This is a genomic window from Proteus sp. PR00224 (genome assembly GCF_016238105.1).
Classification (GTDB): Bacteria; Pseudomonadota; Gammaproteobacteria; order Enterobacterales; family Enterobacteriaceae; genus Proteus.
Genome location: NZ_JAEHQU010000005.1, coordinates 148,316 through 172,024 on the forward strand (window position 1 = coordinate 148,316; position 23,709 = coordinate 172,024).

Consider the following 23,709-nt stretch of genomic DNA (forward strand, 5'->3'; position numbering starts at 1 on the left):
ATTTAAAAATTAACTCAAATAAATCATATTATGATTGACACAGTTCTTCGAAATCTTCATGATTATAAGCATTGAACCCTACACTTTTATTTCACGGTATACAGAGTAATGAATAACACAATTTGGTTTATGGAAGGTTTATCATCACAACGCGATATAATTCAAAGTGTTAAAGACTTTGCAAAACAGCAGCACCAAGAGATCTTTGTGCTCGCATCTCATCGTCATACTCGAAATGAGATTTTATCGCTTGCTGATGGGGCTTTTTATGAACCTCTTGAAGAGACATTACGCTTACAATTTATCGATGATGTTGTAAGACAGCATCAAGTCCGTGCCATTCACACCGGTCGTAATAGCGCATGGTTTGAATTACACCGCCAAGAAATTGAGTCATTTGGGGTAAAATTAACAACTGGGGCCACACAACTTGAACAGCTTCAGTTAGCTGATAATAAAGTTGCATTTGCACAAGCGATGGAACAATGTGGGCTTCCTGCAGTACCTTCTATTTACATTAAATCTATCGATGAATTAGAAACGCATATAAAAGAGCCTCCTTTTGGCGAAATACCTTTATGCATCAAACCTGTAAAAGGGATTTATGGTATGGGTTTTTGGCGCTTTGATAATCAAGTTTCACCGATGGCACTGTTTAATCACCCAGAAAATCGCCAAGTCAATCCTCAACAATATCTTGATGCATTAAAGGCAGTTGAACATTTTGAACCTTTAGTCTTAATGCCTTATTTGCCTGGTCCTGAATACTCTGTTGATATGGTGGTTGAACAAGGTGATGTTATTGCAGCTGTAGCTCGACGCAAAGAGGGTGCAATACAACATCTAGAGATCTCAGGCGAGGCTTATGAATTAGGTAAAGCGTGCGCAACGGCGATGAAAGCCGATGGTCTTGTGAATGTGCAAACTCGAAATAATCATCAAGGTCGCCCACTCTTACTTGAAATTAATATGCGCCCTTCTGGTGGTATTGGTTATACCCAACATTGTGGAATTAATCTTGCAGGTATTTTTGCTTTACGCCAATTAGGATTAATAAGTATTGAAGAGGCTGAAGCCCAAAATAACCATTTTACACCAACAAAAATACGCTCAATCACCGATTCTATTGTTTTCAATTCAGCGTTAACAAACTTAATCAGTACGGATAATAATTAATAATGAAAAATAGTATGAGTGACTCATCCGTTTATCGTCGCCTTCTTTCTTGTGGCACATTAAGTGTGACGCCAAATTGTTCTATTGAGTTACTTGATGAATTATTTGATATTGCAGAAAGACGCAATCCTAAGCGTGCATTTCTATTTGTCAGTAAAGTATTAGGTCGTCATATTCCTGTTTCACCGAAAAAAATGCGTGAAACCTACCAAAAACTTGCCCATCAATTTCCTGACTCACTTGAAGGTCCTGTACTGTTTATTGGTATGGCAGAAACGGCGGTGGGTTTAGGTGCTGGCATTTTTGATGAAGTGAGAAATCGCTATCAACAAGCCATTTATTTAACATCAACACGTCATCCTGTTGATAAAGGTGAGTTGCTGTGTGAATTTAAAGAAAATCACAGCCACGCGACTGATCACTTACTCTATTTACCTACAACAGCAGAGCAACGCCAGTGGGTACAAAAAGCAAAAACCGTTGTATTAATTGATGATGAAGCGACTACAGGTAATACCTTTATCAACCTGCTTTCAGCACTACGTGAAGAAGGTGGATTAACCCATATTGAGCAGGTTATAGCGGTAACCTTAACCGATTGGAGTGGTGATTCTATCGCTGAGCGCTCCCCATTACCGATTAAAACCCTCTCTTTAGTTCAAGGGAAGTGGCAATGGGATGCCGATCCAAATGCGCCTTTACCTGTTATGCCTAACGTTAATATCACTGCATCAGGGCAAGTTGCTATCACTGGTAAACAGAGCTGGGGTCGATTAGGGATGACAACGCCCGCAAGCGATCTGGGTTTATCCATCAATGCTTCTTTAGGTGAAAAAATCCTTGTTTTAGGATCGGGAGAATTTGTTTGGGAGCCGTTTTTATTGGCTGAACGTCTTGAAAAACAAGGTGCTATCGTAAAATATAGTTCGACAACGCGTTCACCTATTTCAACTAATTTTGCCATTCAATCAGCGATCACATTTACTGATAATTATGGTTTAGGTATTCCTAACTTCGTCTATAACGTGGCGCATCAACAATTTGATCGCATTTTGCTTTGTTGTGAAACACCAGCTGAAAGCATTGATAGCCAACTGATTGAAGCCCTCAATAAAGTTGCACCTATTGTTGAGGTAATTAGTTATGACTAAGCCCGTTATTTTAACTGATCTCGATGACACACTATTTCAAACACGTCGTAAGATGGTGGATGAATTAGCACTAGAACCCTATAAGACTGGCGCGCTAGATAGAAGCTTAGAACCCCGTAGCTTTATGACCCAAGAGCAAGCCATGCTTGTAGATTGGATGTTAGAGCACGCGGATTTAATTCCTGTTACTGCTCGTGGAACAGAAGAGATTAGCCGAGTGACCATTCCTTTTCATTCTTGGGCGATTACTACACATGGTGCGGTGATATTAACGCCAGAAGGCAATGCTGATACACAATGGCAAAACCACATCACTCAAAGCTTAGCGCCATATACACAGCGTTTATTGACTCTACAACAATCAATCACGCAATTAATGGCGGAACGAAATATTGATGGTTGGGCGCGAATTAACTATGAATACGGTGATTTGCCTATTTATTTAGTCATGAAGCATAACGATAGCACACGATTAGACGAGCTATACACCATAGGTGATGAGATAGAAAAAACATTCTCAACTGAAGGTTTTTATATTCATCGTAACAGCAACAATATTGCTTGGTTACCTGAGCCTATCGAAAAAGGCAAAGCTGCCACCTATTTGCTCAATAAATTAAAAACTGAGCGTGGTGTTTTTCCTGTGATTGGACTCGGTGACAGCCTAAGTGATCATCGCTTTATGAAATTATGTAGTTGGTATGGACTTCCTCGTCAAAGCCAATTTGCGGATGCGATCAACACAAAAATTTTTGGAGAATAAACATGATGGATCATAAGCCTTTTTCGGGCTCTTATGTATCAGGGGATGTCGATTTTCTACTTCAACCGGTTAATATCGAAATGACGCCCGTTGAGTTAAAAGAAGAGCTGATACAATCGGGTAAGCGCCACTATTCTGACATGCTAAGTCAAGAGCCAGAGCCAACAACATGGCATCTAGATCTCTTTGAAAAAGCGCTAGAAACAGGCGCTACACGCTTAGCAACTGAAGTCATAATGCTGGCTAAATCATTGATTGAACGCTTTGGTGATACCCCAATTATCTTGACAAGCCTTGTTCGTGCAGGTGTTCCTTTAGGCGTCATGTTGCAACAAACATTACGTAAAATGGGAAAAACCTCTTATCACTACGGCATTAGTATTATTCGAGATAGAGGCATTGATAGCGAAGCGCTTTCATGGATAGAACAACGCCACGGTACAGAAGGTATTGTGTTTGTCGATGGATGGACAGGAAAAGGCGCTATTACAGGTGAACTTATTCGTTCGTTATCAGGGCGAAAAGGCTATCCAGCTCAGCCTCGTCTTGTCGTCCTTGCTGATCCTTGTGGCTGTGCATGGTTAAGTGCCAGCGATGAAGATTGGCTTATCCCATTTGGGATCATGGGAGCGCCTGTTTCAGGATTAATTTCACGTTCAATTTGGACTGAAGAAGGCTTTCACGGTTTTGTGGATTGCCAACATTTAAAACAGTATGAATGCAGTCGTTACCTTGTTGATACTGTTGGAAAAGTTGTTGATACATTAATCGATAACGATACTCCACTAGCTACATTTAAAGAACAACAATCAGACTTAAAAAAGCTGAGCGAAAACGTCGTTAGTTCACTTGCAAACAAATATGATATTTCAAATATCAATCGTATAAAACCCGGTATTGCTGAAGCTACACGCGCTGTTTTACGCCGTGTACCTGATCATGTTCTTGTGAGAGAAATAACCGATCCTGATGTCGCGTTACTGGTTTATCTTGCGCAGGAAAAAAATATTGCTGTTATTGAAATAGGGCAAGCGCTTGGTCAATATCGTGCAGTGACTATCATTAAAAAGGTGAAATAATGATTGAACGATTATCCCCATGGAATTTAGGGGCAACGCTTTATATGCCCGCGACACGAACAGATATCGCACCCACAATCATCAATCAGAAAATTGAAGGGTTACGCTCTTTAATTATCTGTTTAGAAGATGCCGTGAGTGATGCAGATATTCCTGTTGCATTAGAAAACTTGGCAGCCTTATTAAATACCTTAGCAGAGCACAAAAAAAACAGCGATTGTAGCCATTGGCCACTGCTGTTTATTCGCCCTCGCCACACTGAAATGGGTCAATGGATCACTGAAAATCTTGATGTCAGCGCCATCGATGGTCTTGTTTTGCCTAAGTTCACACAAGTTTCTCTGCCAATTTGGTGGAATATTATTGAAAATACGCATTTATGTATGATGCCAACACTTGAAACAGAAGAAGTGTTTGATGTTATTCAAATGACAGAGCTTGCAAACCACCTACTAACTCACCCTTGTCATAACAGAATTATTGCATTACGTATTGGTGGTAATGATTTAATGAATGTCATTTCTCTTAGACGTAATCGCCAATTAACACTTTATGATGGCCCAATGGGTTACGTGATAAAAATGTTAGTTGCTGTCTTTGGCGCTCGCCAATTTGCCCTCACAGCACCTGTTTGTGAGCATATTGATGATCACCATATTATGGATAAAGAGCTGGCACTTGATATTGCTAATGGCCTTGTCGGTAAAACAGCGATCCATCCAAAGCAAATTCATAAAATTGAACAAGCTCTCATGGTGTCTCAATCCGATCATTCAGATGCATTACGTATTTTAAATTCAACACAAGCCGTCTTTAAATCACAAGGTGCAATGTGTGAACCAGCAACACATCGTCGCTGGGCATTGAGTATTTTAACCAGAGCTAAAATTTATGGCATTATTCCTAACCAACAAAATAATGCTCAACGTTTTAACGCAACATAAAATACTCTATAGCAGGTGATAAATTCGATAAGATAAAATAATTATCTTATATTGATTTCGATTTATAAGTTTCTAGTTAAAGCATGTTATCTTTAACTAGAACTTATAAGAACAACGTGAATCTTTTTATTTAAAAAAGTGTATTTTTTTTATTTCAGTTATTAATTTATACTACATTTAATAGGCAGCTTATTTTATTTATCCTTGTCAACACAGAACAAGAATAATAGAAATTATTGCTGAATATTTTAACACACCAATGACAAAATAAGTGGTAACTAAGCATGCAATTAAGCACTCGTCAGGTCAGAGTCTTTACACTGGCAACCCTTTTAAGCTCAGGAAAAAAGGTTCCAACCATTAAGATTATTTCTGCTCTTGAATGCTCAGAGCCTACGTTAACTCGTGTATTAAAAGAGATAAGAGATTCTTATGGTGCTGAAATAAAATACAGCAAAGCCTCTCGTGCATATCAAATGACTGAACGAGGTCAACTCGATAGTAAGGCGTTACGCCGTATGCGTGAGGCATTATCCGCCAGCGAAGATCTACGCCACAATGGAATGACAAGCCGAGTTTATCTCGATAAAGATAAGAAGAAATCTGTTTCACTTTCATTAAAAATGTCAGCATTGCGCAAGATTGATAGATTATCTTATTTAAATAATTCCACACGTAGTGAAGCTGTTGAATTATTAGTTGATCACTATATTGAAAATTTAATTCAATCAACACTCGCTGAAATAGCAGAGAAAGAAAAAGAAAAAAAGAATTCGAATTAAATAAAAAAAGCAACTTGATACTTCGGTATCAAGTTATTTTATAAAAACAACAAAAGCAGAAAATATATAAAAACACTTATCTAATAGAATTGTTTCATATATTTCCTCACACTCTTAATTTATTTTAAATTACTTTAAAAACAAAAAACACCAATTAACTAATACTTTGAATTTATTGACTTTTATAATTGTTATTTTTTAATTAAAAAGAGTATTTATACCTAATCACTATTAGTCATTCATTTAGCATTACTCTTATTAAGACGGTTCAATAAAATATATTTTCTTTAATAAAATAAAATCGCTCCATCACTCAATTTAAGGATGACAAACAGGCTAATTTCTCTTTTATTTTACTTTTCATACTATCTTCATTCAGATTAATAATATTGGACAATCATCACTGCGTTTTTTCTCTAATTTAATTAAACTAAGCATAATCTCAATTGAACACCTTCATGGGTCGGTTAGTATATTAATCGCTTATTTCTATCTCACTCACAGGATAAATGCATGAGAAGATTGCCAGTTTACCTTTTGCTTGATACATCGACTTCCATGTATGGAGAGCCTATTGCAGCAGTAAAAAATGGCGTTGAAATGCTCTTATCAACACTACGCCAAGATCCTTACGCATTAGAAACTGCTTATATTTCTATCATCACCTTTGACTCAATCGCGCAACAGGTTGTGCCACTCACTGATTTAATCAATTTTAAAGTACCAGATTTAGTCGCAAGTGGAACAACAGCATTAGGTTCTGCGCTCACTTTAGTTTCTAGTCGTATTGAAAAAGAAGTACAAAAAACTACAGCTGAAACAAAAGGAGATTGGCGTCCGTTAGTTTTTGTGATGACAGATGGCGCCCCCACAGACGATTGGAAAAAAGGCGTTGAGAAATTTAAAGCGGCACGCACTGGCGTTGTTATTGCGTGTGCAGCAGGACAATCAGCACAAACTGATGTACTAAAAAATATCACTGAAATTGTATTACAGCTAGATACTGCGGACTCCAATACCATTAAGTCATTCTTTAAGTGGGTTTCAGCCAGTATTTCTGTCGGTAGTCAAAAAGTCGATTTAACTAAGAAAGATATTAGTGATCTTGATGACTTACCACCGCCACCTCCTGAGGTTAACGTTGTACTTTAAATAAAAAAGGAATGAATATGTCTATTAGTTTAAAAAAAGGACAAGGTGTTAGTTTAAAGAAAAATGAATATGACCTTTCCTCTGTCACTATCGGTTTAGGCTGGGATATCAACGAAGAAAAACGCGGATTCCTTGGTGGGCTTTTTGGTAAAAAAAGCGAAGAATACGATTTAGATGTTATTGCCTTCTTATGTGGTGAAAATGGCAAAGTAAACGATTTAGGTCAAATTGAAGGTGGGCAACCTTCTCTCGTTAATGGCGATATTATTTTCTTTAATAGCCTACAACACAAATCAGGACAAATTTGGTTAACGGGTGATAACCGAACAGGCGCAGGTGATGGCGATGATGAACAGATCATTGTGAAATTAAACACACTTGATCCTAAATTTACCAAAATTGTCTTTATTGTTCAGATTTACAATGGTCGAGAACTACAACAACATTTTGGTAAAGTACAAAACGCCTTTATCCGCGCTGTTGATGCGAAAAATGTAGAAATGGCTCGTTTTGATTTATCTGGAGGCGAAGCCTTCAACAACCAACGTTCAATGCTGTTTGCTGAATTAGTCAGAGAAGATAATGGCTGGAAACTGAACGCCATTGGAGAGCCTTCAAGTTCAGATAGCTTTATTTCTTACTTAAAGGATTTCGCCTAATGAGAAGACTTCCCGTTTACCTGCTGATTGATACTTCAGGATCAATGAGAGGTGAATCTATTCATGCGGTTAACGTTGGGATACAAACAATGCTTAATGCATTGAGACAAGATCCTTACGCATTAGAAAGCGTGCATATCTCTATCATTACCTATGATAACGAGGCTCGTGAATTTATCCCATTAACTGCATTAGAAGATTTCCAATTCTCAGATATCACCGTACCTAGCTCTGGCGGTACTTTCACTGGTGCTGCGCTGGAATGTTTAATCAAGTGTGTCGATCGTGATATTAAACGTTCCGATGGTGACCAAAAAGGTGACTGGCGTCCTCTCGTTTTTTTAATGACGGATGGCACACCGTCTGATGCTTACGCCTATGGTGAAGCGATTAAAGAAGTGAAAAAGCGTTCATTTGGTTCGATCATCGCTTGTGCTGTTGGCCCTAAAGCCAAACACGATCACCTTAAAGAGCTTACATCTCAAGTGGTAGCTTTAGAAACGCTAGACTCCAATGCCTTCTCTGGCTTTTTTAAATGGGTTTCTGCCAGTGTCGCATCTGGCAGTTCAAGTGCAGGAGTGAATACGGATAAAGACACCCTACCGCCGCCACCTCCTGAAATCCAACTGGTACTGTGATCTATAAAAGCAAAGCGCTCCAAAAGGCTTTGCTTTTATTTTATTCAGACTTTGGTTTATCCATCACAATACATAACAGCCACGATAAAGAGATAAGGTATAACAATGAGAAGGCTACCCATTTTCTTTGTTTTAGATTGTTCAGAATCAATGATCGGTGAAAACCTAAAAAAGATGAATGACGGTCTAACAACTATTATTAACGATCTGAGAAGAGATCCGCACGCCCTTGAAACGGCTTGTATTTCTGTTATCGCCTTTGCTGGTGTTGCAAAAACGATTGTTCCACTCACTGAAGTCGTCTCTTTTTATCCTCCTCAACTTCCTTTAGGCGGAGGCACGTCATTAGGCAGCGCATTACGAGAACTTTCTCACCAAATCGACACGCAAGTAAGAAAAACCACACTTGAGCAAAAAGGCGATTGGAAACCTGTCGTTTATCTTTTAACTGACGGCAGACCTACTGATGATTACGCGCAAGAGATCAAGCGCTGGAAAGCTCACTACGCCAACAAAGTTAACTTAATTGCGATTGGATTAGGCTTAAGTGCAGACTTACATGTGCTATCGCAATTAACTGAAAACGTGCTGTTATTTACCGAAGCACAAGAAGGCGATTTTACTCGTTTCATTAAATGGATAACGATGTCAGTGGTTTCTCATAGCCGAAGTGTTGGCGAAGAGCCACCGCCACTTTTAAATCAAACAGAGTATATTGTTCGTCTTGCGAAAGATGATGTTGCTCGTGCCTATGATGAGTCTTGTGTCACTTTTGTCGGGCGTTGTAGCCACACACGTTCACCTTATTTAATGAAATATGAACGACCACCAATGAAAGCTTCAGGGCTCGATTTTAACCTCAATCTTAATGGTTTTAACTTAACGGGTTGCTACACCTTAAATGAAGATTACTTTGCATGGAGTGATCTCAGTGCCACGGCATATCAAGTTAACACCAGCGAACTTCATGGTACACCTGGCTGCCCTTATTGTGGCAATGCTACTGCTTTTGCCGTTTGCCAATGTGGTAAATTACTTTGTGTGAATGGCCCTGAAAGCGTTGTTTGCCCTTGGTGTGATAACAACATCACCTTTGGTGATAACAGCAGCCAATCTGACTTTGATGTCACACGAGGTAAAGGCTAATGGATAAAAAAGCCCTACTCACAAAACTGATTATTGATGACACACTGACACAACATCGCATTCCTGTACATGAGGAGCTCGTTATTGCGTTGTATGAAGATGTGGAAATCGCTCAATACATTGATTTTATTATTGATAAAATCAATGCTAAAGCGGCAGAAAAAATAACACCACAAGACAAAATCCCCCCTATTCTTCTGTTATTGCCACCAGCTCGCAATTTAGCTGCTGAAGAAACATCATTACCAGAAGAGTGTCCATTAAAGCCAGGTCAAATTCCAACACACTCATCACCAATGCCAACAGAAAAACCGATTATTCATCGCCCTACGGCAAAAATTACCCTTTCTAATGCAAAAGTAGGCACTGCATTCAATTCTACGCTCAGTATCGAGCTAAATACCCTCGAAATTGCCGAAATTGAAGCGGTTGATGTCCCTGAAGGAGTTGGAATAACCTTTGATCATGAAAGTTGTTGCTTAGTAGGAATGCCAACAAAAAGTGGCAATTTCATATTGGTTGTCCATTGGTCTGTTAATGCTATTCGTTATCAAGATGAAGTCTTATTAATCATCAATCCTGATCCGCGTAGCTTATGGCAAATCAATGAACCTCCCGCTGATAGCCCTTATCCCAAAGCCCACATCGATAGCCAACTTATTCTTGAAGAAGACATTCGAATTGTAGGAGCAAGCCGTCGTGGGCGTTCTCATGAACATGCAGGCACATTCCGTGATGATGATTTTTATATTCACCACGATAACCAAAGCCAATGGAATATTTTAATTGTTGCTGATGGTGCAGGCAGTGCTCGCTATTCTCGCGAAGGCTCACGCATTGCTATCAATACGGTCAGCCACTATTTAAAATCACAATTAAATGTGGAAAATGAAGCAATTAAACCTCATCTTGAAACCATCCATCAATGGAATAACAACAGCGCCATTAATCAAGTAGGAAGCTTCTTTGCACAACTCTTTCGTAATGCCGCCCAATTAGCAATTAATAACCTCAAAAATGAAGCGATTCATATTAATGAACCCGTAAAATCATTTTCAACAACGTTATTAGCCACGGTTTCTTTGCGTATCAATGATGAGTTATTTGCTGCCTCATTTTGGATGGGAGATGGTGCGATTGCCGCTTATGGTCCTGCTGGAAAAGTGCGTATTTTAGGTATTCCTGATAGTGGTGAATATGCAGGACAAACCCGTTTTCTTGATGATAGTGCGCTCAACGATGCTGAATTTAATCGACGCATTATTATTGGTAAGTGGAAAGAAATTTCACATCTTATTTTAATGACAGACGGAGTGTCCGATCCCGTATTTGAAACGGATAATGGCTTACAAGATCCCAATAAATGGGCTGCATTCATTGATGAAATATCGCCTTGTTTAGCCTCTCCTGAACATGCAGATAGCGCATTGGCTGAATGGCTGAATTTCTTTTCAGCAGGCAATCACGATGACCGCACTCTGGTTGTGGCTTGGTAATCATAAAAGAGAGAATGGGTGAGTTTCATGGCAGAGATCATTACCTGTACAACGCAAAGTGGAAAAACAGTTCAGTACGTCAATGAGATCATTGGCTCTGGCTCAATGAAAGATGTCTATTTTTCCCCTGACCGAACCTACGTTGTTGCCTTCTATAAAACACAACAGAATGCACAAGCCAAAGATAGAATCGATATGATAACAGGCTCTTATCGACATAATATCTTTGAACAAAGTGGTGGAGAATATTGGAAAAACCTCTTTTGCTGGCCAACGGATGTTGTCGAACATCAAGGCAAAATTGGTATTGTTGTTCCAACTTATCAATCCCACTTTTTCTTTAAATATGGTTCTAAAAACAATGACTTTCTTGCGATAAAAGGTCGAGAAAAAGAAGGTAAATGGTTTGCAAGTGCCAATAACCAAAATAAATTTCTCGATCCTCGTGAAAGAGGCAATCTATTAAATTACCTTAAAGTCTGTTTATTGCTCTCTCGTGCAGTACGACGAATGCATGCAGCAGGCTTATGCCACAGTGATTTAAGCTATAAAAACGTCCTTATCGATCCTGAGCAAGGTCATGCCTGTGTGATTGATATTGACGGTTTAGTGGTTCCCGGTAAATATCCGCCTGATGTGGTGGGAACCCCTGACTTTATTGCATCTGAAGTAGTAAAAACCAGCCATTTACCGAAAGAAGATCCTAACCGTATTTTGCCAAGCATCACGACAGATAGACACGCACTTGCAGTATTAATCTATATGTATCTGTTTTATCGTCACCCATTACGGGGCGGTAAAATTCACGATCTTGACGATGAAATGCGTGATGAAACGCTCTCTATGGGTGAAAAAGCGTTATTTATTGAGCACCCAACTGATCGTAGCAATGCGGTAAAACTTAATCAGGTAAAACCGTCATCGCTACCTTGGGCTGATCCCCAAAAAATCCCTTATACCATTATGGGGCCTTACCTTACGCCTCTTTTTGAAAGAGCGTTTATCACGGGATTACACGATCCTTCACAACGCCCTACCGCAGATGAATGGGAGACGGCTTTAGTCAAAACGGTAGATTTAGTTCAGCCTTGTCAAAATAAAGATTGTGAACAGCAATGGTATGTTTTTTCTGGAAAAACACAGCCCGTTTGTCCTTATTGCCATACGCCTTATAAAGGCCAATTGCCGATTTTAAATCTCTACTCTTCACGTAAGGCAGGCAGTTTCAGACCTGACGATCACCGCTTAATGGTATGGAGTAATCAATCACTCTTTCCTTGGCATGTTAATCGCCTTATTGCGCCCAATGAACGCACTACTGATGAACAGAAAAAACGTGTCGGTTATTTCGTTTTTCACAATTCAACATGGTGGCTGGTGAATGAACGTATTGAGGGATTGATGGTATTGCCAGAGAAAAAACAGATAGCCATTGGCGATAAAATTGCGCTAACAGATGGGTTGCAATTTGTATTATCAACAGAAGAAGGCGGACGACTGGTTGTGGTGCAATTAGTCTCAAATTAACGATAAAGAGAGAATAATCCATTTAATTTATCGTGGGTTATTCTCTTTGCTATAAGCTATTTTTAAATCAACGTTTAAATTCCATTGTTAAATTTAAATCTTTTGTCGGTTTTCCTGACTCATAACGCCATTTTTCCATAGCTCGAATAGTCGATAAACCAAAAACCTCCACTAAAGGGGAATCTAACATCCTAATATTTTGCACATATCCATTTTCATCAATATCAAATTTTATATTTAACGCTCCCTCAATGCCTTGAGAATACGCTTTTGCAGGATAATTAGGAAATACTCGTAATAAATTCTTAGGATGATTTTTAACCGTAAGATTTGACTCATTTATTTCACTCTGAGTTATTTCCTCTGGTTTATCGGCTAATTTTGCTTTCAATAATTGCACATCCGACTGTGTTGATTGAATAGCACATCCATTTAATAAAATGGTGCTGCAAAGTAAACTTAAAATAGCTAATTTTATTTTCATTTTTCTTTTCTGAAATAAGATTAAATATAAAGACACAATAATATATCTCATTATCATTTCTATTCTCAATTAAATATTTAGTTAAGAAAAACTGTGCAATTAATCATATTTCAGTCGTCCTATTTAAATCAAAGTCAGATCACATATTCACGTCTCACCCTTGCTATTTAGCGCTAACGTTCAATATTGGATATCAAGATCCCAGTTTATTAAGCCCCAGTATTTACAATACCGAGCAGTGATAATTGGAGGGGCTAATGAAAACTAAAAATAAAATCAATGTACTAGAACTTATTTCGCCAGAAATGCAGCAAGTTATGCAATTTTATGCAGATAATCCGCAACCTGCGCCAGAAAGTAATGACTACCCTTCTATGCGCCTTGCTTACAATCAAGACAGACGTTATTGGAATGCAGATGCACCCGAAATGTTTAGCATTCAAGATATTTCCGTTAGCACGTCTTATGGCGAGGTTCTAACACGCCTTTATCAACCCACAGAAAAAACACCCGCAACACTCTATTATCTTCATGGTGGGGGCTTTATTTTAGGGAATTTAGATACCCACGATCGCATTATGCGTTTACTCGCGTCTTATACAAGTTGTGCAGTGATTGGTATTGATTACTCACTATCACCAGAAGCACATTATCCACAAGCGATTGATGAATCAGCGCAAGTCTGCCAGTTTTATGATCAACATGCTGAACACTACGGTATTAACACTCAACACATTGGTTTTGCAGGCGATTCTGCGGGAGCCATGTTATCGCTTGCTACTGTACTGTGGTTACGCGACAAACAAATCCACTGTGGCAAGGTAAGTGCAGCTTTATTATGGTATGGATTATACGGTTTACGTGATTCCACTAGCCGTCGGCTTTATGGTGGTGAATGGGATGGGTTGCGCCAGCAAGATCTAGAAGAATATGATAATGCGTATTTAACCGCGTTAGGCAATCGTGATGCACCTTATTATTGCTTATTTAATAACGATTTAACGCAAGATATTCCCCCTTGCTTTATCGCCAGCGCACAATACGACCCACTTATTGATGATAGCGTGACTCTCTTTAAAACCCTTGAAGCACATCAATCACCTTGTGAATATAAAATGTATCCAGGCACATTACATGCCTTTTTACACTACTCACGCATGATGAAAGTGGCTGATGACGCCATTCGAGATGGCGCTCATTACTTTGTAAAACAACTTAAGAATTAAAACTCAAGATTTCGAATAAAACGATAATCCGCAGACGCCTCTTTAAGTCGATACAGACTTGCAGGGCGTCCTCTCTCTGCCCGTTTTTCTCCTGTATCAATCAATAAATCGGCTTGTTCGATGCGTCGTCTAAAGGATTTTTTCTGGATCTCTTTACCAATCAGAATTTCATGAACATGTTGCAACTCTGGCAAGGTAAAAACTTCTGGCAATGCAAATCCGGGAACAATCGAATAGAGTGATTTTTGCTTTAATCGCTCTCTTGCTTGTGTAATTAATTCATGGTGATCAAAAGCTAAGCGTTGTTGTGCAATCTCATCAATAGGACACCACATTACCGAATCCACGGAATCAATATGTGCTTCACACACTTGATGTGCAATCAACGCGGTATAACAGACCGTCACAGACCAACCTCTTACATCACGCTGGTTATTTCCCACGGAACAAAGTTGCTCAATATAAGGAGGGATCACACCCGTTTTCTCTTTTAATTTTCTTAGCACAGTATCTTCAAGGCATTTGTCCTGAACTTCATCGACAAATCCACCAGGTAAACCCCATTTTCCTTTTTCAGGATGCTCTCCTCTTTTCACTAACAATACTTTTAACTGCTCTTCATGATAAGTAAACAGTACCGCATCAACAGTAATCAGTGGGGATAGGAAATCACGGCGGTTATAACTGGCTAAAAAATCTTGTTCATTCATGGCGTAAGCTTTATTAGAAAACGATGAAACTATTTTAAGCCTAAACAGCAAAAAATCAAATTTTGTCATAAAGACACTAAATCAGTTGACAAGCATAGTGTCGATAGGACACAATCAAGTTATTGTCATAAGGACACTAATTGGAGATATCCTATGTTTAACTTAAATTATTTCAAAGCAGACTCATCAACTTTCATTATTAAATCGGTAAACGGCAAAATTCGCCAGCAAGGTAAAGGATTGAGTTTTTGGTATAACTCAGCCACAACCTCTATTGCCGCACTACCTTTAAACGCCCAAGAAGCGCCATTTATTTTCAACTTTCAAACCTCGGACTTTCAGGGCTTACGCATTCAAGGACAAATTTCATTTCAGGTCAAAACACCTGAAAAAGCCGCAGAAGTGCTCAATTTTAACTTGAGCAAAAACGGCAAATCTTATGCATCAGAAGATCCACTAAAACTCAGTGATCGTGTTGTGCGTATTGCACAAACCTTAATCCAAGCAAAGATCCAAAGTACACCACTTAGAGAAGCGTTATTACTTAGCCAATCATTAGTTACTTTGGTGATGGAACAATTAATTGAACACCCATCATTAGATGCATTAGGTATTGCGATTTTAGATGTCTCTATTGCAGCAATCACTCCATCACCAGAAACCTTAAAAGCACTCGAAGCCGAAGCAAGAGAATCCTTACTGAAAGAAGCCGACGATGCCATTTATGCTCGTCGTAAATTCTCGGTAGAACAAGAACGCACCATTAAAGAGGCTGAATTGGAAACCGACTTATCTGTTCAACGTAAACGACAAGAAATTGAAGAAGCACGTTTAGAAAACGAACGCACATTATTACGGGAACAAGCGGAGATTGAAAAAGAGCGCCTTGAAGCCAAAGTAAATGCTGAAGCAAAACGTAAAGAACTGGTCGCGTTAAGTGCTGAAAATCAGCGAACACAATCAGAAGCTGATGCTTATGCTATTGAAGCGACCATGCGTGCTTATCGTGAACTGCCAGTTGAAAACCTAAAAGCCATGGCACTAGCAAAAATGGACTCTCAGCAATTAATGGCAATGGCATTTGAAACCTTAGCGCTGAATTCAGGGAAAATTGGTGAGTTAAATATCACTCCTGATTTATTTAGCCAATTTATGAAAAAAGGGAGTAAATAATGCAACGTAACGAAGATTTTCGCTTTGTGCTGGTGATGAGAAAAAGCCGCTTACAGGAATTAATTGAGCGTTTTAATACGTGGTCACAAGCCAAATTCTATTTAGAACACAACAATGTTGAGGTAACGGATTACCTCAACGAACACAACTTATATCAAAAACAACTAACAGAAGCAGAGCTGGTTTTAAAATCATTGGGACGTTTTCAGCTATTAGAAAGAAACTTATTGCCTAGCTATCAATTCTCACCCCACGATATTGTGGTGGTGATTGGTCAAGATGGGCTGGTCGCCAATACACTGAAATACCTTAATGGACAGCCTATTATTGCCATCAATCCCGATCCTTCAAGATGGGATGGCAAATTACTTCCTTTTGAAATAGGTGAATTAAAAGAGACGGTGATTAATACCATTAATCAGAAAATGCCGTTTAAATCCGTGACCTTTGCACAAGCGACAACCAATGATGGCCAATCACTGTTAGCCGTTAATGATCTATTTATTGGCCCCAAAAGCCACACGTCTGCACGCTATATTTTACAATGGAGTGGTGCTCAAGAAGCACAATCTTCATCAGGAATTATTGTGTCTACGGGACTTGGCTCGACAGGTTGGTTTCAATCTATTCTCGCTGGCGCGATGGCAATCACAGGAGAAGCATCACATCCCCTGTTACAAGGATTTAGCTGGGGTGACAAAAAGCTGCAATTTAGTGTGAGAGAACCTTTTCCAAGTCGAACAACAGGCGTAGCTCTAACCTTTGGAACAATTGAGCCTGATTCACCTTTACAATTAGAATCTTTAATGCCTGAAAATGGGGTTATTTTTTCTGATGGTATCGAAGATGACTATTTACAGTTTAATGCAGGCTGTATAGCACATATTGGTATCGCGGACATACAAGGCCAACTTATTAGCCCTAAAGGGCGTCAGCGTATTTAGGCTTGATGAGGGTGAATAAATAACAATAAAGACATGACAAAAATAGAATAAATCTATTAATTATCAGTTAATTAAATCGCCACCAACTTCACATTGTGTATTATTAAACACAGTAATAAAGTCAGCATTGGCACACTGATTATTTAAACTCAATTTCACCATCTCTTGATATGACGGAGAAAACCGAAGTGAAGAAGCGTGTTCTAGTGATTTATCGCCAAAAAAAGAAGAAAAAAGTTGAAGATCAGGGCAAGCATCCATGCTCACCTGATCTTCGATTACCGTTATTAACATCCGTTGTTCTAACGTCATATTGTCTCGATGCCATCCTTGAGCAATCCAACCCAAACTAAACGCCATGAGTGCAATCCATGCATATAACGCTTGTGTGTTGAACATGACCTAACTCCTTAGTCATTCGAGACAAAACTTATTTCATCGACTTTTATTATAAAGATCAGCTTTTAACACTTTTCACTTGAACGCTATGCGAAATCCTTTCACACCCAGCCCTCAACTATTGAAAAGTATTTTTACTCACTTCCTTGTTAACTTGTAATAGACATCCTTGTCTATTGCCTTCTACTCACACTGAAAAACAACAGAAAAAATAAATAATAAATTCAATATGTTGCTCATCTCCGTATGATTTAACGTGAAGCCATTATCTACAAACTTTGTATTTTAGGCTAGTAAGTTTGTTCGGTTAACATCGGTTATGTGTGTTTATCCGACAATAACCGAACTAACCCACCCACTTAAAACAATTTTATTTGTTTTTAGCACCTTTAAATCGCTTCAAAACAATTATTTACATCAAAAAACAATAATAAGACTGGTTATAATACAAATTTAAGCTAATATAGAAAGCATAATAGAACTGATAATAAAGAGAAAAATAACATGCGTGTCCTAACTATTTATTGTCCTGAATGTGGCGAAAAAGCGCTTATAAAGAAAAGTAATCGTAAACACAAAGAGTTATCTGATCTCTATTGTGCTTGTCGTGATCCTGAATGCGGACATACCTTTGTTTTAAACCTCACGTTTAGTCACACTCTTATGCCAAGTGCAAAAAACAAAGATACGTTGTTATTAGACGTGATTAAAAATCTTTCTCCAGAGCAACGAGAGAAAGCACTTACTCTTTTGCAAGGCATGTAATCATCTCGAACAGACACTCTTTTTTTCATTTATTTTTATGATCTTGCTCCCATTCTGACAGGTTATTTGACTAACCTATTCTTATAGAAAGATAAATGATGTAGATTCATTTTTAATCTAAATAAAAATAATTCTTATGTTTTAAATAAAACAAACATCGCCTATTGATGCCGTGTTTACCAATCCTTTAATAAATAATGTGTCAGCCCCTAAACCAGAAACCTCATTTCTGGTTTGAAGACTAAACACAAATTTCAAATGGAGCATTTAAGATGAAAAAGCTGATTAATCGAGTTGATGATGTGTTATCTGAACAACTACAAGGCTTTGCTAAAGCCCATCCTGAAATCAAACTTCATCCCTCCTCTTTTTATGTCACGCGAAAAGATGCTCCAGTAAAAGGTAAAGTTGCTCTATTGTCTGGCGGTGGTAGCGGACATGAACCCATGCATGCAGGTTTTGTCGGTAAAGGAATGCTTGATGGTGCATGTCCTGGTGAAATATTTACGTCACCAACACCTGATAAAATGTATGACTGTGCCAAAGAGATTGATAGCGGTGAAGGCGTTTTAATGATCGTAAAAAACTACACCGGTGATGTGCTTAACTTTGAAACAGCGACAGAACTGCTTCATGACGATGGTGTAAAAATTGCAACGGTATTAGTTGATGATGACGTGGCGGTAAAAGATAGCTTATATACCGCAGGACGCCGTGGTGTTGCCAATACCGTTTTAATAGAAAAACTACTGGGTGCGGCAGCTGAAAGAGGCGACTCTCTTGATGAACTGGTTAAATTAGGTCATCACATTAATAACAATGGTTTTTCTATCGGCATTGCCTTGGAAGCTTGTACCGTTCCAGCCGCAGGAAAACCTTCTTTTACTTTACCTGAAAATGAAATGGAGTTTGGTGTCGGTATTCACGGCGAACCAGGTATTGACCGTCGTAAATTTACCTCTCTCAATGATACTGTTGATGCCATGTTTAATACCTTGATTGAGAATGGTCACTATCAACGAGTGATCCGCAATTGGGATCGTGAAAGCGGCACTTGGATCGAGGAAAATCAGGAAAAACAGCCTTTAAAATCTGGCGATCGCGTCATTGTTTTAGTTAATAACCTTGGTGCCACACCACAATCTGAACTTTATGGTGTTTATAACCGTTTAACTCAATGCTGTGAAAAATTTGGCTTAACCATCGAACGTTCTTTAATTGGTTCTTATTGTACTTCGCTTGATATGTCAGGGATCTCAATTACGTTATTAAAAGTTGATAACGAGTTACTTACCTTATGGGATGCCCCTGTGAATACACCTGCGATGGTGAAATAAGTCTTTAATAACAAGAAAAGGAACACAAAATGGCTTTAACTCACGCTCAAATTATTCTTTGGTTACAACAATGTGCACTACTGTTTGAACAAAATAGTGATTATTTAACGGATTTAGATCGTGAAATTGGTGATGCTGACCACGGTTTAAATATGAACCGTGGCTTTAGAAAAGTGCAGGAAAAACTACCTGAGTTTGCAGGACAAGATATTGGCACTATCCTCAAAACTACGGGCATGACATTGCTTTCAAATATTGGCGGTGCAAGTGGTCCTTTATTTGGTACCTTCTTTATTCGTGCAGCCAAACCTACAGCTTCATTGCAAAACCTAGAACTAAATCAACTTGTTGAAATGGTAACAGAAGGTGTAGAAGGCATTGTAAGCCGAGGAAAAGCAGAGCCAAATGACAAAACCATGTGTGATGTTTGGTGGCCTGTGGTTGAGTCATTAAAACACGCTAATGAACAAAACCTTTCTATCAAAGAAGCCCTCTCTCAAGCACAAGTTGTCGCTGAAAAAGCCGCTGAAAACACCATTGCGATGCAAGCTCGAAAAGGGCGAGCAAGTTACTTAGGTGAGCGCAGTATCGGACATAAAGATCCTGGCAGTGCTTCTGTGGTACTGATGATACAAGCCCTTGCTAATAGTATTAATGCATAACTGACCAAGCAACCAATACAAGCAACCAATAAAGGTCTACCATGATAAATATTGTTATTGTTTCTCATAGTAAACATCTCGCTGATGGTGTGGCAGAACTTGCCAGTCAGATGCTTAATCCGACTCATTGCCAACTTGCGGTTGCCGCAGGTATCAACGATGAAGAACATGCGATTGGTACTGATGCCGTTAAAATTATGACGGCGATAGAATCGCTATCACAAGCACAATCTATTGTTGTGATGATGGATTTAGGCAGTGCAATCTTAAGTGCAGAAACTGCGATTGAGTTACTTGATCCCGAGCTAGCTGAGAAAGTCACTCTCTGCTCAGCACCTTTAGTTGAAGGTACACTTGCAGCAGTTGTAGCGGCATCTTCAGGGGCATCACTAGAAAAAGTGATTGAAGAAGCTTCAAATTCTTTATATCCAAAGAAAATCCAACTTGGTGAAAATTTCGTTCAACCTAAAAATGATATTAATGCCCCTGTCAAAATTCATGGTAAAGAGGCAAGTTGGGTAGTTCGTAATCCTCATGGTTTACACGTAAGACCGGCGGCAACTTTAGTTGAGGTGCTTTCTACTTTTCAAGCTGATTATCAATTAGTTAAAGGGGATAGACGTATTAATCCTCTCAGTTTAAATCAGCTTTCATTAATACAAATTCGCCAAGGCGATGAGATAACGCTAATTGCCTCTGGTGAACAAGAAAATGAGGCGATTGCGGCTTTTCTTGAACTTGCCCGAAATGGCTTTGGTGAAGAGCTACCTTCTGATTCTAATACCATAACATTAAACGGTATTTTAGCCCCTGTATCTCAAATTAAAGCACCTGCTTTTGTTTGGCATGAAATAGAGCTCTCACCCGTCGAAAACTTATCAGAACCGATTGATATTGATGCTCAAATTGGCAAACTTAATTTTGCAATAAAGAGTACGCTAAAAGCACTAAAACAGAGTGCCAATAAAGCTAGCCAAAAATTAGGTGAGCATATTGGTGCTATTTTTAACGGTCATATCATGATGTTAGATGATGATGAGTTAATAACAAGCGTGATAGATCGCATCAAAACAGAGAAGATCAGTGCCCAGCAAAGTTGGTCGGATGAAATGCAAGAAAGAACACAGATGTATTGCGCACTTACCGATCCCTATTTACGCGCGCGTGAACTCGATCTTCGTGATCTACGTAATCAAGTGCTTTACCATTTACAAGATAAAACTCGCCCAAGCTTTACCCCTTCACAACCCGCTATTTTGGTCGCAAAAGAGCTTTTCCCTTCCACATTAATTCAATTAGTTGATAGTCAATTGGTCGGTATTGCTTTAGCAAAAGGTGATAGTCTCTCTCACAGCGCCATTATCGCGGCTGAAATGCGCTTACCGATGTTAGTCAATTTAGGTTCCGAACTATTAAAAGTCACTGAATCCCAAAAGTTAAAATTAGATACCAATAAGAGCGAATTAGTTATCGAACCGATAATGTTATAAACCGCTTTTCAAATTAACCACAAAAAAAACCCGCACAATAATGTGCGGGTAAGTCAACGAAAAACGCTATCAAATCTAGGTCATTATTGACTCTTCTAATTTTATTAAGGTATTGATAATACCAATGTCGTAGCACCACTAAAGTTACCTAATGAAGGAGTGCCATTAGTTTGAAGTTTTGACTTCACTCTTACATAGGTGTATTCATTCATTATTGCGTTAACTTGTGTACCAATTGATGCAGGTGAACCATTTAACGTTAAAAAAGAACGGATGCTACCATCTGGTTTTAAGTTTAAAAAATGATCTTCCATCGAACTGGTAATTTTTACTGGCATAGTTTCATTACAAGTGAGCGCAAATTGTTCTTCCGCCTCATTACCATCAACTTGTGTCACATCAAGTACACCATGTGAAATAGTAAGATTATTAGAAACAAATGCACATTTACCTTCAGGCGGTGGAGCAATACCACATACGCCACCAGGTACCATTCTTCCACTTCCTCCCGTTGCACTACTCGTCATAAAAAAAGCAATACATTCATCAACAGTAACAGATCCAGCATGAGTACTATAATTCACATAAGGGAAAGTCAACCCGCATTGATTAACAGCCACATCGCGTATTTCAGCCATAGAGCTTAAATGTTGTAAATCTACATCACACCGCCATCTCGCTCGATGCTCAGTACCCGTTCCTCCTTTATCAGGTTTTGAGTGGAAGTGGTTTAATTGAATATAACACCGACCACTCAAACCTAAACTTTTACAAGGGTTTGGCGTAAATCCCATTTCCGTCCAATATTCCAACACATAGTCATAACGAATATTACCTTTAATTTCTGGAGAAGGACCTGATTTAGTAATATAAGTAAAATAACCTGCTTGTACACTAAATAGAGAAAAACTGCATAGTACAATTAATAACTTTAAAATTTGCTGTATTTTTTTCATTATCTTTTACTCATATTTCAAAGAAAACACGGCAGTAGCAGAAAAATGCCCCGGCTTAATTGATTTATCTGCGATCGCTTTTGCTGTCGCTTGCAAATAAGCAATAAAATTAAGCTCAAAAATGCCATTATTAGGAATATTATATAAGCTAGTGTAATCCCCTAATTTAATAGGGACTCCTTCTTTAGTCGTAATTTGTATTCCTAAATCAGGATTATTAGCGTTATCGTCTAATGCTAATAATCCGGCAAGTTCATTATGAGTTGCCCCTTCAAATTTTATTTTCACTTGCTTGGCAATAGAGATATCGCACTCTGATAAAGTAATTTTGAAATCCTTTTTCTCGAATTCAAAATAACTTTTATAAATATCATCTAAGCGAATTTCATCAAATACCACATCAACCTGAGAGTGTTCAGGTAGAACTTTGCAAGGTGCGATAATTAATGAACCAAAGATATTAAGATTTTCAGCCGCAAAGACAGAAGATGAAAACAATAAACAACTACCAATAATACAACCAGATAACATTGATTTATTCATTATTGGTACTCCACAAACAAGGTACCACCCGCGGTAAAATTACCTGGTACCAGTTCACTATTTTCTTTTTTCACCAATACTGCCCAAATTTTTTCAGGGTTATTTAAATTAACCGAATACTTTTTATTTAAATCAATAATGGAATCACCCATCATAAATTTTACGGTTAACTCATTAATATTGGTTCTCAGCCCATTAGGATCGAAGCTACTTTTATTACCATCAATCGATAAATACATATTCCAGTTATTTAAATTTTCTTCACAGGTAATTTGGTAATTAATTTCTCTTTTTTGGTCATAGCCTTTAATCGTTTTTATCGCCACAGGACCAAAATTCACCTCAATCATATTACCGTCATTCACTTTGCAAGGTGGTGGCGTTAATAAATTACCTTTAATCAGCACCTGTGTCTCATTATCTTTCGCTAGACTAGGTGAAGATGATATTGAAAATAAAAATAACATCGTGAGGAATGGATAATAACGCATACTGTTTATTCCTCCG

General features: G+C 38.5%; 24 protein-coding genes and 2 pseudogenes. 20 read left to right on the plus strand and 6 right to left on the minus strand.

What is annotated here, in order from left to right:
- The first annotated feature begins 108 nt into the window (after window positions 1–108).
- The 13 genes and pseudogenes from JEP71_RS10785 to JEP71_RS10840 all read left to right on the plus strand — a co-directional run bounded on the left by JEP71_RS10785 (window position 109) and on the right by JEP71_RS10840 (window position 12,513).
- The gene (locus tag JEP71_RS10785; RefSeq protein ID WP_198620740.1) at window positions 109–1,176 is read left to right on the plus strand and encodes an ATP-grasp domain-containing protein; all 1,068 of its coding nucleotides are present in this window, start codon (window positions 109–111) and stop codon (window positions 1,174–1,176) included.
- Window positions 1,177–1,190: 14 nt separating this feature from the next.
- Entirely contained in the window at window positions 1,191–2,327 is a 1,137-nt protein-coding gene (locus tag JEP71_RS10790; protein ID WP_198626215.1) for a phosphoribosyltransferase domain-containing protein, read from the plus strand.
- Window positions 2,320–3,090, plus strand: a complete 771-nt coding sequence (locus tag JEP71_RS10795) for a hypothetical protein (RefSeq protein WP_198620738.1) — start codon at window positions 2,320–2,322, stop codon at window positions 3,088–3,090. Before JEP71_RS10790 ends, JEP71_RS10795 begins: the two co-directional genes overlap by 8 nt.
- Window positions 3,091–3,092: 2 nt before the next feature.
- Window positions 3,093–3,837: pseudogene (locus JEP71_RS10800) on the plus strand (cysteine protease StiP domain-containing protein); the annotation flags it as partial.
- 125 nt (window positions 3,838–3,962) lie between these two features.
- Window positions 3,963–4,169, plus strand: a pseudogene (locus tag JEP71_RS17755) (RNA-binding protein); the annotation flags it as partial.
- Entirely contained in the window at window positions 4,169–5,113 is a 945-nt protein-coding gene (locus JEP71_RS10805) for an HpcH/HpaI aldolase/citrate lyase family protein (protein WP_109373002.1), read from the plus strand. The pseudogene JEP71_RS17755 and the gene JEP71_RS10805, both read left to right, overlap by 1 nt.
- Window positions 5,114–5,397: 284 nt before the next feature.
- Entirely contained in the window at window positions 5,398–5,895 is a 498-nt protein-coding gene (locus tag JEP71_RS10810) for a tellurium resistance protein TerW (protein ID WP_109373001.1), read from the plus strand.
- A 513-nt stretch (window positions 5,896–6,408) separates the two neighbouring features.
- Window positions 6,409–7,047 carry a vWA domain-containing protein gene (locus tag JEP71_RS10815; RefSeq protein ID WP_198626216.1) on the plus strand — a complete coding sequence of 213 codons (639 nt, stop codon included), beginning with the start codon at window positions 6,409–6,411 and terminating at the stop codon, window positions 7,045–7,047.
- Between the two features lie 17 nt (window positions 7,048–7,064).
- Window positions 7,065–7,706: a TerD family protein gene (locus tag JEP71_RS10820; RefSeq protein WP_198626217.1), complete on the plus strand. Its 642-nt coding sequence runs from the start codon at window positions 7,065–7,067 to the stop codon at window positions 7,704–7,706.
- Window positions 7,706–8,344 carry a vWA domain-containing protein gene (locus JEP71_RS10825; protein WP_075672662.1) on the plus strand — a complete coding sequence of 213 codons (639 nt, stop codon included), beginning with the start codon at window positions 7,706–7,708 and terminating at the stop codon, window positions 8,342–8,344. The genes JEP71_RS10820 and JEP71_RS10825 overlap by 1 nt, the downstream gene beginning before the upstream one ends.
- A gap of 105 nt (window positions 8,345–8,449) precedes the next feature.
- Window positions 8,450–9,490 (plus strand): TerY-C metal binding domain-containing protein, encoded by a 1,041-nt coding sequence (locus JEP71_RS10830; protein ID WP_198620733.1) that lies wholly within the window; start codon window positions 8,450–8,452, stop codon window positions 9,488–9,490.
- Window positions 9,490–10,986, plus strand: coding sequence for a PP2C family serine/threonine-protein phosphatase (locus tag JEP71_RS10835; protein WP_232797588.1), 1,497 nt, complete (start codon window positions 9,490–9,492; stop codon window positions 10,984–10,986). The genes JEP71_RS10830 and JEP71_RS10835 overlap by 1 nt, the downstream gene beginning before the upstream one ends.
- A gap of 27 nt (window positions 10,987–11,013) precedes the next feature.
- A complete protein-coding gene (locus JEP71_RS10840) occupies window positions 11,014–12,513 on the plus strand; it encodes a helix-hairpin-helix domain-containing protein (protein WP_198626218.1) in 1,500 nt (499 codons plus the stop codon).
- 67 nt (window positions 12,514–12,580) lie between these two features.
- Here JEP71_RS10840 and JEP71_RS10845 read toward each other — a convergent pair whose 3' ends face one another.
- Entirely contained in the window at window positions 12,581–12,997 is a 417-nt protein-coding gene (locus JEP71_RS10845) for a TonB family protein (protein ID WP_198626219.1), read from the minus strand.
- Window positions 12,998–13,254: 257 nt separating this feature from the next.
- Between JEP71_RS10845 and aes the strand changes: the two genes are divergently transcribed.
- The gene (gene aes, locus JEP71_RS10850; protein WP_198626220.1) at window positions 13,255–14,223 is read left to right on the plus strand and encodes an acetyl esterase; all 969 of its coding nucleotides are present in this window, start codon (window positions 13,255–13,257) and stop codon (window positions 14,221–14,223) included.
- On the opposite strand, the gene JEP71_RS10855 is transcribed toward aes, so the two are convergent.
- Window positions 14,220–14,933: an NUDIX hydrolase gene (locus JEP71_RS10855; RefSeq protein ID WP_198620729.1), complete on the minus strand. Its 714-nt coding sequence runs from the start codon at window positions 14,931–14,933 to the stop codon at window positions 14,220–14,222. The genes aes and JEP71_RS10855 overlap by 4 nt on opposite strands.
- 153 nt (window positions 14,934–15,086) lie before the next feature.
- Between JEP71_RS10855 and JEP71_RS10860 the strand changes: the two genes are divergently transcribed.
- Together JEP71_RS10860 and JEP71_RS10865 are read left to right on the plus strand one after the other, a co-directional pair.
- Window positions 15,087–16,106 (plus strand): SPFH domain-containing protein, encoded by a 1,020-nt coding sequence (locus tag JEP71_RS10860; protein ID WP_198620728.1) that lies wholly within the window; start codon window positions 15,087–15,089, stop codon window positions 16,104–16,106.
- Window positions 16,106–17,050: a sugar kinase gene (locus JEP71_RS10865; protein ID WP_198626221.1), complete on the plus strand. Its 945-nt coding sequence runs from the start codon at window positions 16,106–16,108 to the stop codon at window positions 17,048–17,050. Before JEP71_RS10860 ends, JEP71_RS10865 begins: the two co-directional genes overlap by 1 nt.
- Window positions 17,051–17,113: 63 nt before the next feature.
- Here the strand turns inward: JEP71_RS10865 and JEP71_RS10870 are convergent, their stop codons facing one another.
- On the minus strand, window positions 17,114–17,449 hold the full coding sequence (locus JEP71_RS10870; RefSeq protein WP_198626222.1) for a hypothetical protein: 336 nt from the start codon (window positions 17,447–17,449) through the stop codon (window positions 17,114–17,116).
- A 504-nt stretch (window positions 17,450–17,953) separates the two neighbouring features.
- On the opposite strand from JEP71_RS10870, the gene JEP71_RS10875 reads away from it, so the two are divergent.
- From JEP71_RS10875 to dhaM, 4 genes are all read left to right on the plus strand, one after another.
- Window positions 17,954–18,214 (plus strand): ogr/Delta-like zinc finger family protein, encoded by a 261-nt coding sequence (locus tag JEP71_RS10875; protein WP_109372990.1) that lies wholly within the window; start codon window positions 17,954–17,956, stop codon window positions 18,212–18,214.
- 272 nt (window positions 18,215–18,486) lie between these two features.
- A complete protein-coding gene (gene dhaK, locus JEP71_RS10880) occupies window positions 18,487–19,551 on the plus strand; it encodes a dihydroxyacetone kinase subunit DhaK (RefSeq protein WP_198620725.1) in 1,065 nt (354 codons plus the stop codon).
- 29 nt (window positions 19,552–19,580) lie between these two features.
- Entirely contained in the window at window positions 19,581–20,213 is a 633-nt protein-coding gene (gene dhaL, locus JEP71_RS10885) for a dihydroxyacetone kinase subunit DhaL (RefSeq protein ID WP_198620724.1), read from the plus strand.
- A 41-nt stretch (window positions 20,214–20,254) separates the two neighbouring features.
- Entirely contained in the window at window positions 20,255–21,703 is a 1,449-nt protein-coding gene (gene dhaM / locus JEP71_RS10890) for a dihydroxyacetone kinase phosphoryl donor subunit DhaM (RefSeq protein WP_198626223.1), read from the plus strand.
- A gap of 104 nt (window positions 21,704–21,807) precedes the next feature.
- Here dhaM and JEP71_RS10895 read toward each other — a convergent pair whose 3' ends face one another.
- From JEP71_RS10895 to JEP71_RS10905, 3 genes are read right to left on the minus strand one after another with little or no spacing between them, the layout of a single operon-like run.
- Window positions 21,808–22,659 (minus strand): MrpH family fimbial adhesin, encoded by an 852-nt coding sequence (locus JEP71_RS10895; protein WP_198620722.1) that lies wholly within the window; start codon window positions 22,657–22,659, stop codon window positions 21,808–21,810.
- Window positions 22,660–22,665: 6 nt separating this feature from the next.
- Window positions 22,666–23,202: a fimbrial protein gene (locus JEP71_RS10900; protein WP_198626224.1), complete on the minus strand. Its 537-nt coding sequence runs from the start codon at window positions 23,200–23,202 to the stop codon at window positions 22,666–22,668.
- Entirely contained in the window at window positions 23,202–23,693 is a 492-nt protein-coding gene (locus tag JEP71_RS10905) for a fimbrial protein (RefSeq protein WP_109372984.1), read from the minus strand. Before JEP71_RS10905 ends, JEP71_RS10900 begins: the two co-directional genes overlap by 1 nt.
- Window positions 23,694–23,709 lie beyond the last annotated feature (16 nt).

Bases quoted from the DNA above. Each gene is read 5' to 3' on its own strand.
- JEP71_RS10870 (WP_198626222.1), bottom strand. From the start codon at position 17,449: ATGTTCAACACACAAGCGTTATATGCATGGATTGCACTCATGGCGTTT.
- JEP71_RS10835 (WP_232797588.1), top strand. From the start codon at position 9,490: ATGGATAAAAAAGCCCTACTCACAAAACTGATTATTGATGACACACTG.
- JEP71_RS10855 (WP_198620729.1), bottom strand. From the start codon at position 14,933: ATGAATGAACAAGATTTTTTAGCCAGTTATAACCGCCGTGATTTCCTA.
- JEP71_RS10865 (WP_198626221.1), top strand. From the start codon at position 16,106: ATGCAACGTAACGAAGATTTTCGCTTTGTGCTGGTGATGAGAAAAAGC.
- JEP71_RS10815 (WP_198626216.1), top strand. From the start codon at position 6,409: ATGAGAAGATTGCCAGTTTACCTTTTGCTTGATACATCGACTTCCATG.
- JEP71_RS10860 (WP_198620728.1), top strand. From the start codon at position 15,087: ATGTTTAACTTAAATTATTTCAAAGCAGACTCATCAACTTTCATTATT.
- aes (WP_198626220.1), top strand. From the start codon at position 13,255: ATGAAAACTAAAAATAAAATCAATGTACTAGAACTTATTTCGCCAGAA.
- JEP71_RS10845 (WP_198626219.1), bottom strand. From the start codon at position 12,997: ATGAAAATAAAATTAGCTATTTTAAGTTTACTTTGCAGCACCATTTTA.
- JEP71_RS10790 (WP_198626215.1), top strand. From the start codon at position 1,191: ATGAGTGACTCATCCGTTTATCGTCGCCTTCTTTCTTGTGGCACATTA.
- JEP71_RS10830 (WP_198620733.1), top strand. From the start codon at position 8,450: ATGAGAAGGCTACCCATTTTCTTTGTTTTAGATTGTTCAGAATCAATG.
- JEP71_RS10820 (WP_198626217.1), top strand. From the start codon at position 7,065: ATGTCTATTAGTTTAAAAAAAGGACAAGGTGTTAGTTTAAAGAAAAAT.
- dhaL (WP_198620724.1), top strand. From the start codon at position 19,581: ATGGCTTTAACTCACGCTCAAATTATTCTTTGGTTACAACAATGTGCA.
- JEP71_RS10895 (WP_198620722.1), bottom strand. From the start codon at position 22,659: ATGAAAAAAATACAGCAAATTTTAAAGTTATTAATTGTACTATGCAGT.
- JEP71_RS10805 (WP_109373002.1), top strand. From the start codon at position 4,169: ATGATTGAACGATTATCCCCATGGAATTTAGGGGCAACGCTTTATATG.
- dhaM (WP_198626223.1), top strand. From the start codon at position 20,255: ATGATAAATATTGTTATTGTTTCTCATAGTAAACATCTCGCTGATGGT.
- JEP71_RS10905 (WP_109372984.1), bottom strand. From the start codon at position 23,693: ATGCGTTATTATCCATTCCTCACGATGTTATTTTTATTTTCAATATCA.
- JEP71_RS10875 (WP_109372990.1), top strand. From the start codon at position 17,954: ATGCGTGTCCTAACTATTTATTGTCCTGAATGTGGCGAAAAAGCGCTT.
- JEP71_RS10810 (WP_109373001.1), top strand. From the start codon at position 5,398: ATGCAATTAAGCACTCGTCAGGTCAGAGTCTTTACACTGGCAACCCTT.
- JEP71_RS10795 (WP_198620738.1), top strand. From the start codon at position 2,320: ATGACTAAGCCCGTTATTTTAACTGATCTCGATGACACACTATTTCAA.
- JEP71_RS10785 (WP_198620740.1), top strand. From the start codon at position 109: ATGAATAACACAATTTGGTTTATGGAAGGTTTATCATCACAACGCGAT.
- JEP71_RS10900 (WP_198626224.1), bottom strand. From the start codon at position 23,202: ATGAATAAATCAATGTTATCTGGTTGTATTATTGGTAGTTGTTTATTG.
- JEP71_RS10840 (WP_198626218.1), top strand. From the start codon at position 11,014: ATGGCAGAGATCATTACCTGTACAACGCAAAGTGGAAAAACAGTTCAG.
- JEP71_RS10825 (WP_075672662.1), top strand. From the start codon at position 7,706: ATGAGAAGACTTCCCGTTTACCTGCTGATTGATACTTCAGGATCAATG.
- dhaK (WP_198620725.1), top strand. From the start codon at position 18,487: ATGAAAAAGCTGATTAATCGAGTTGATGATGTGTTATCTGAACAACTA.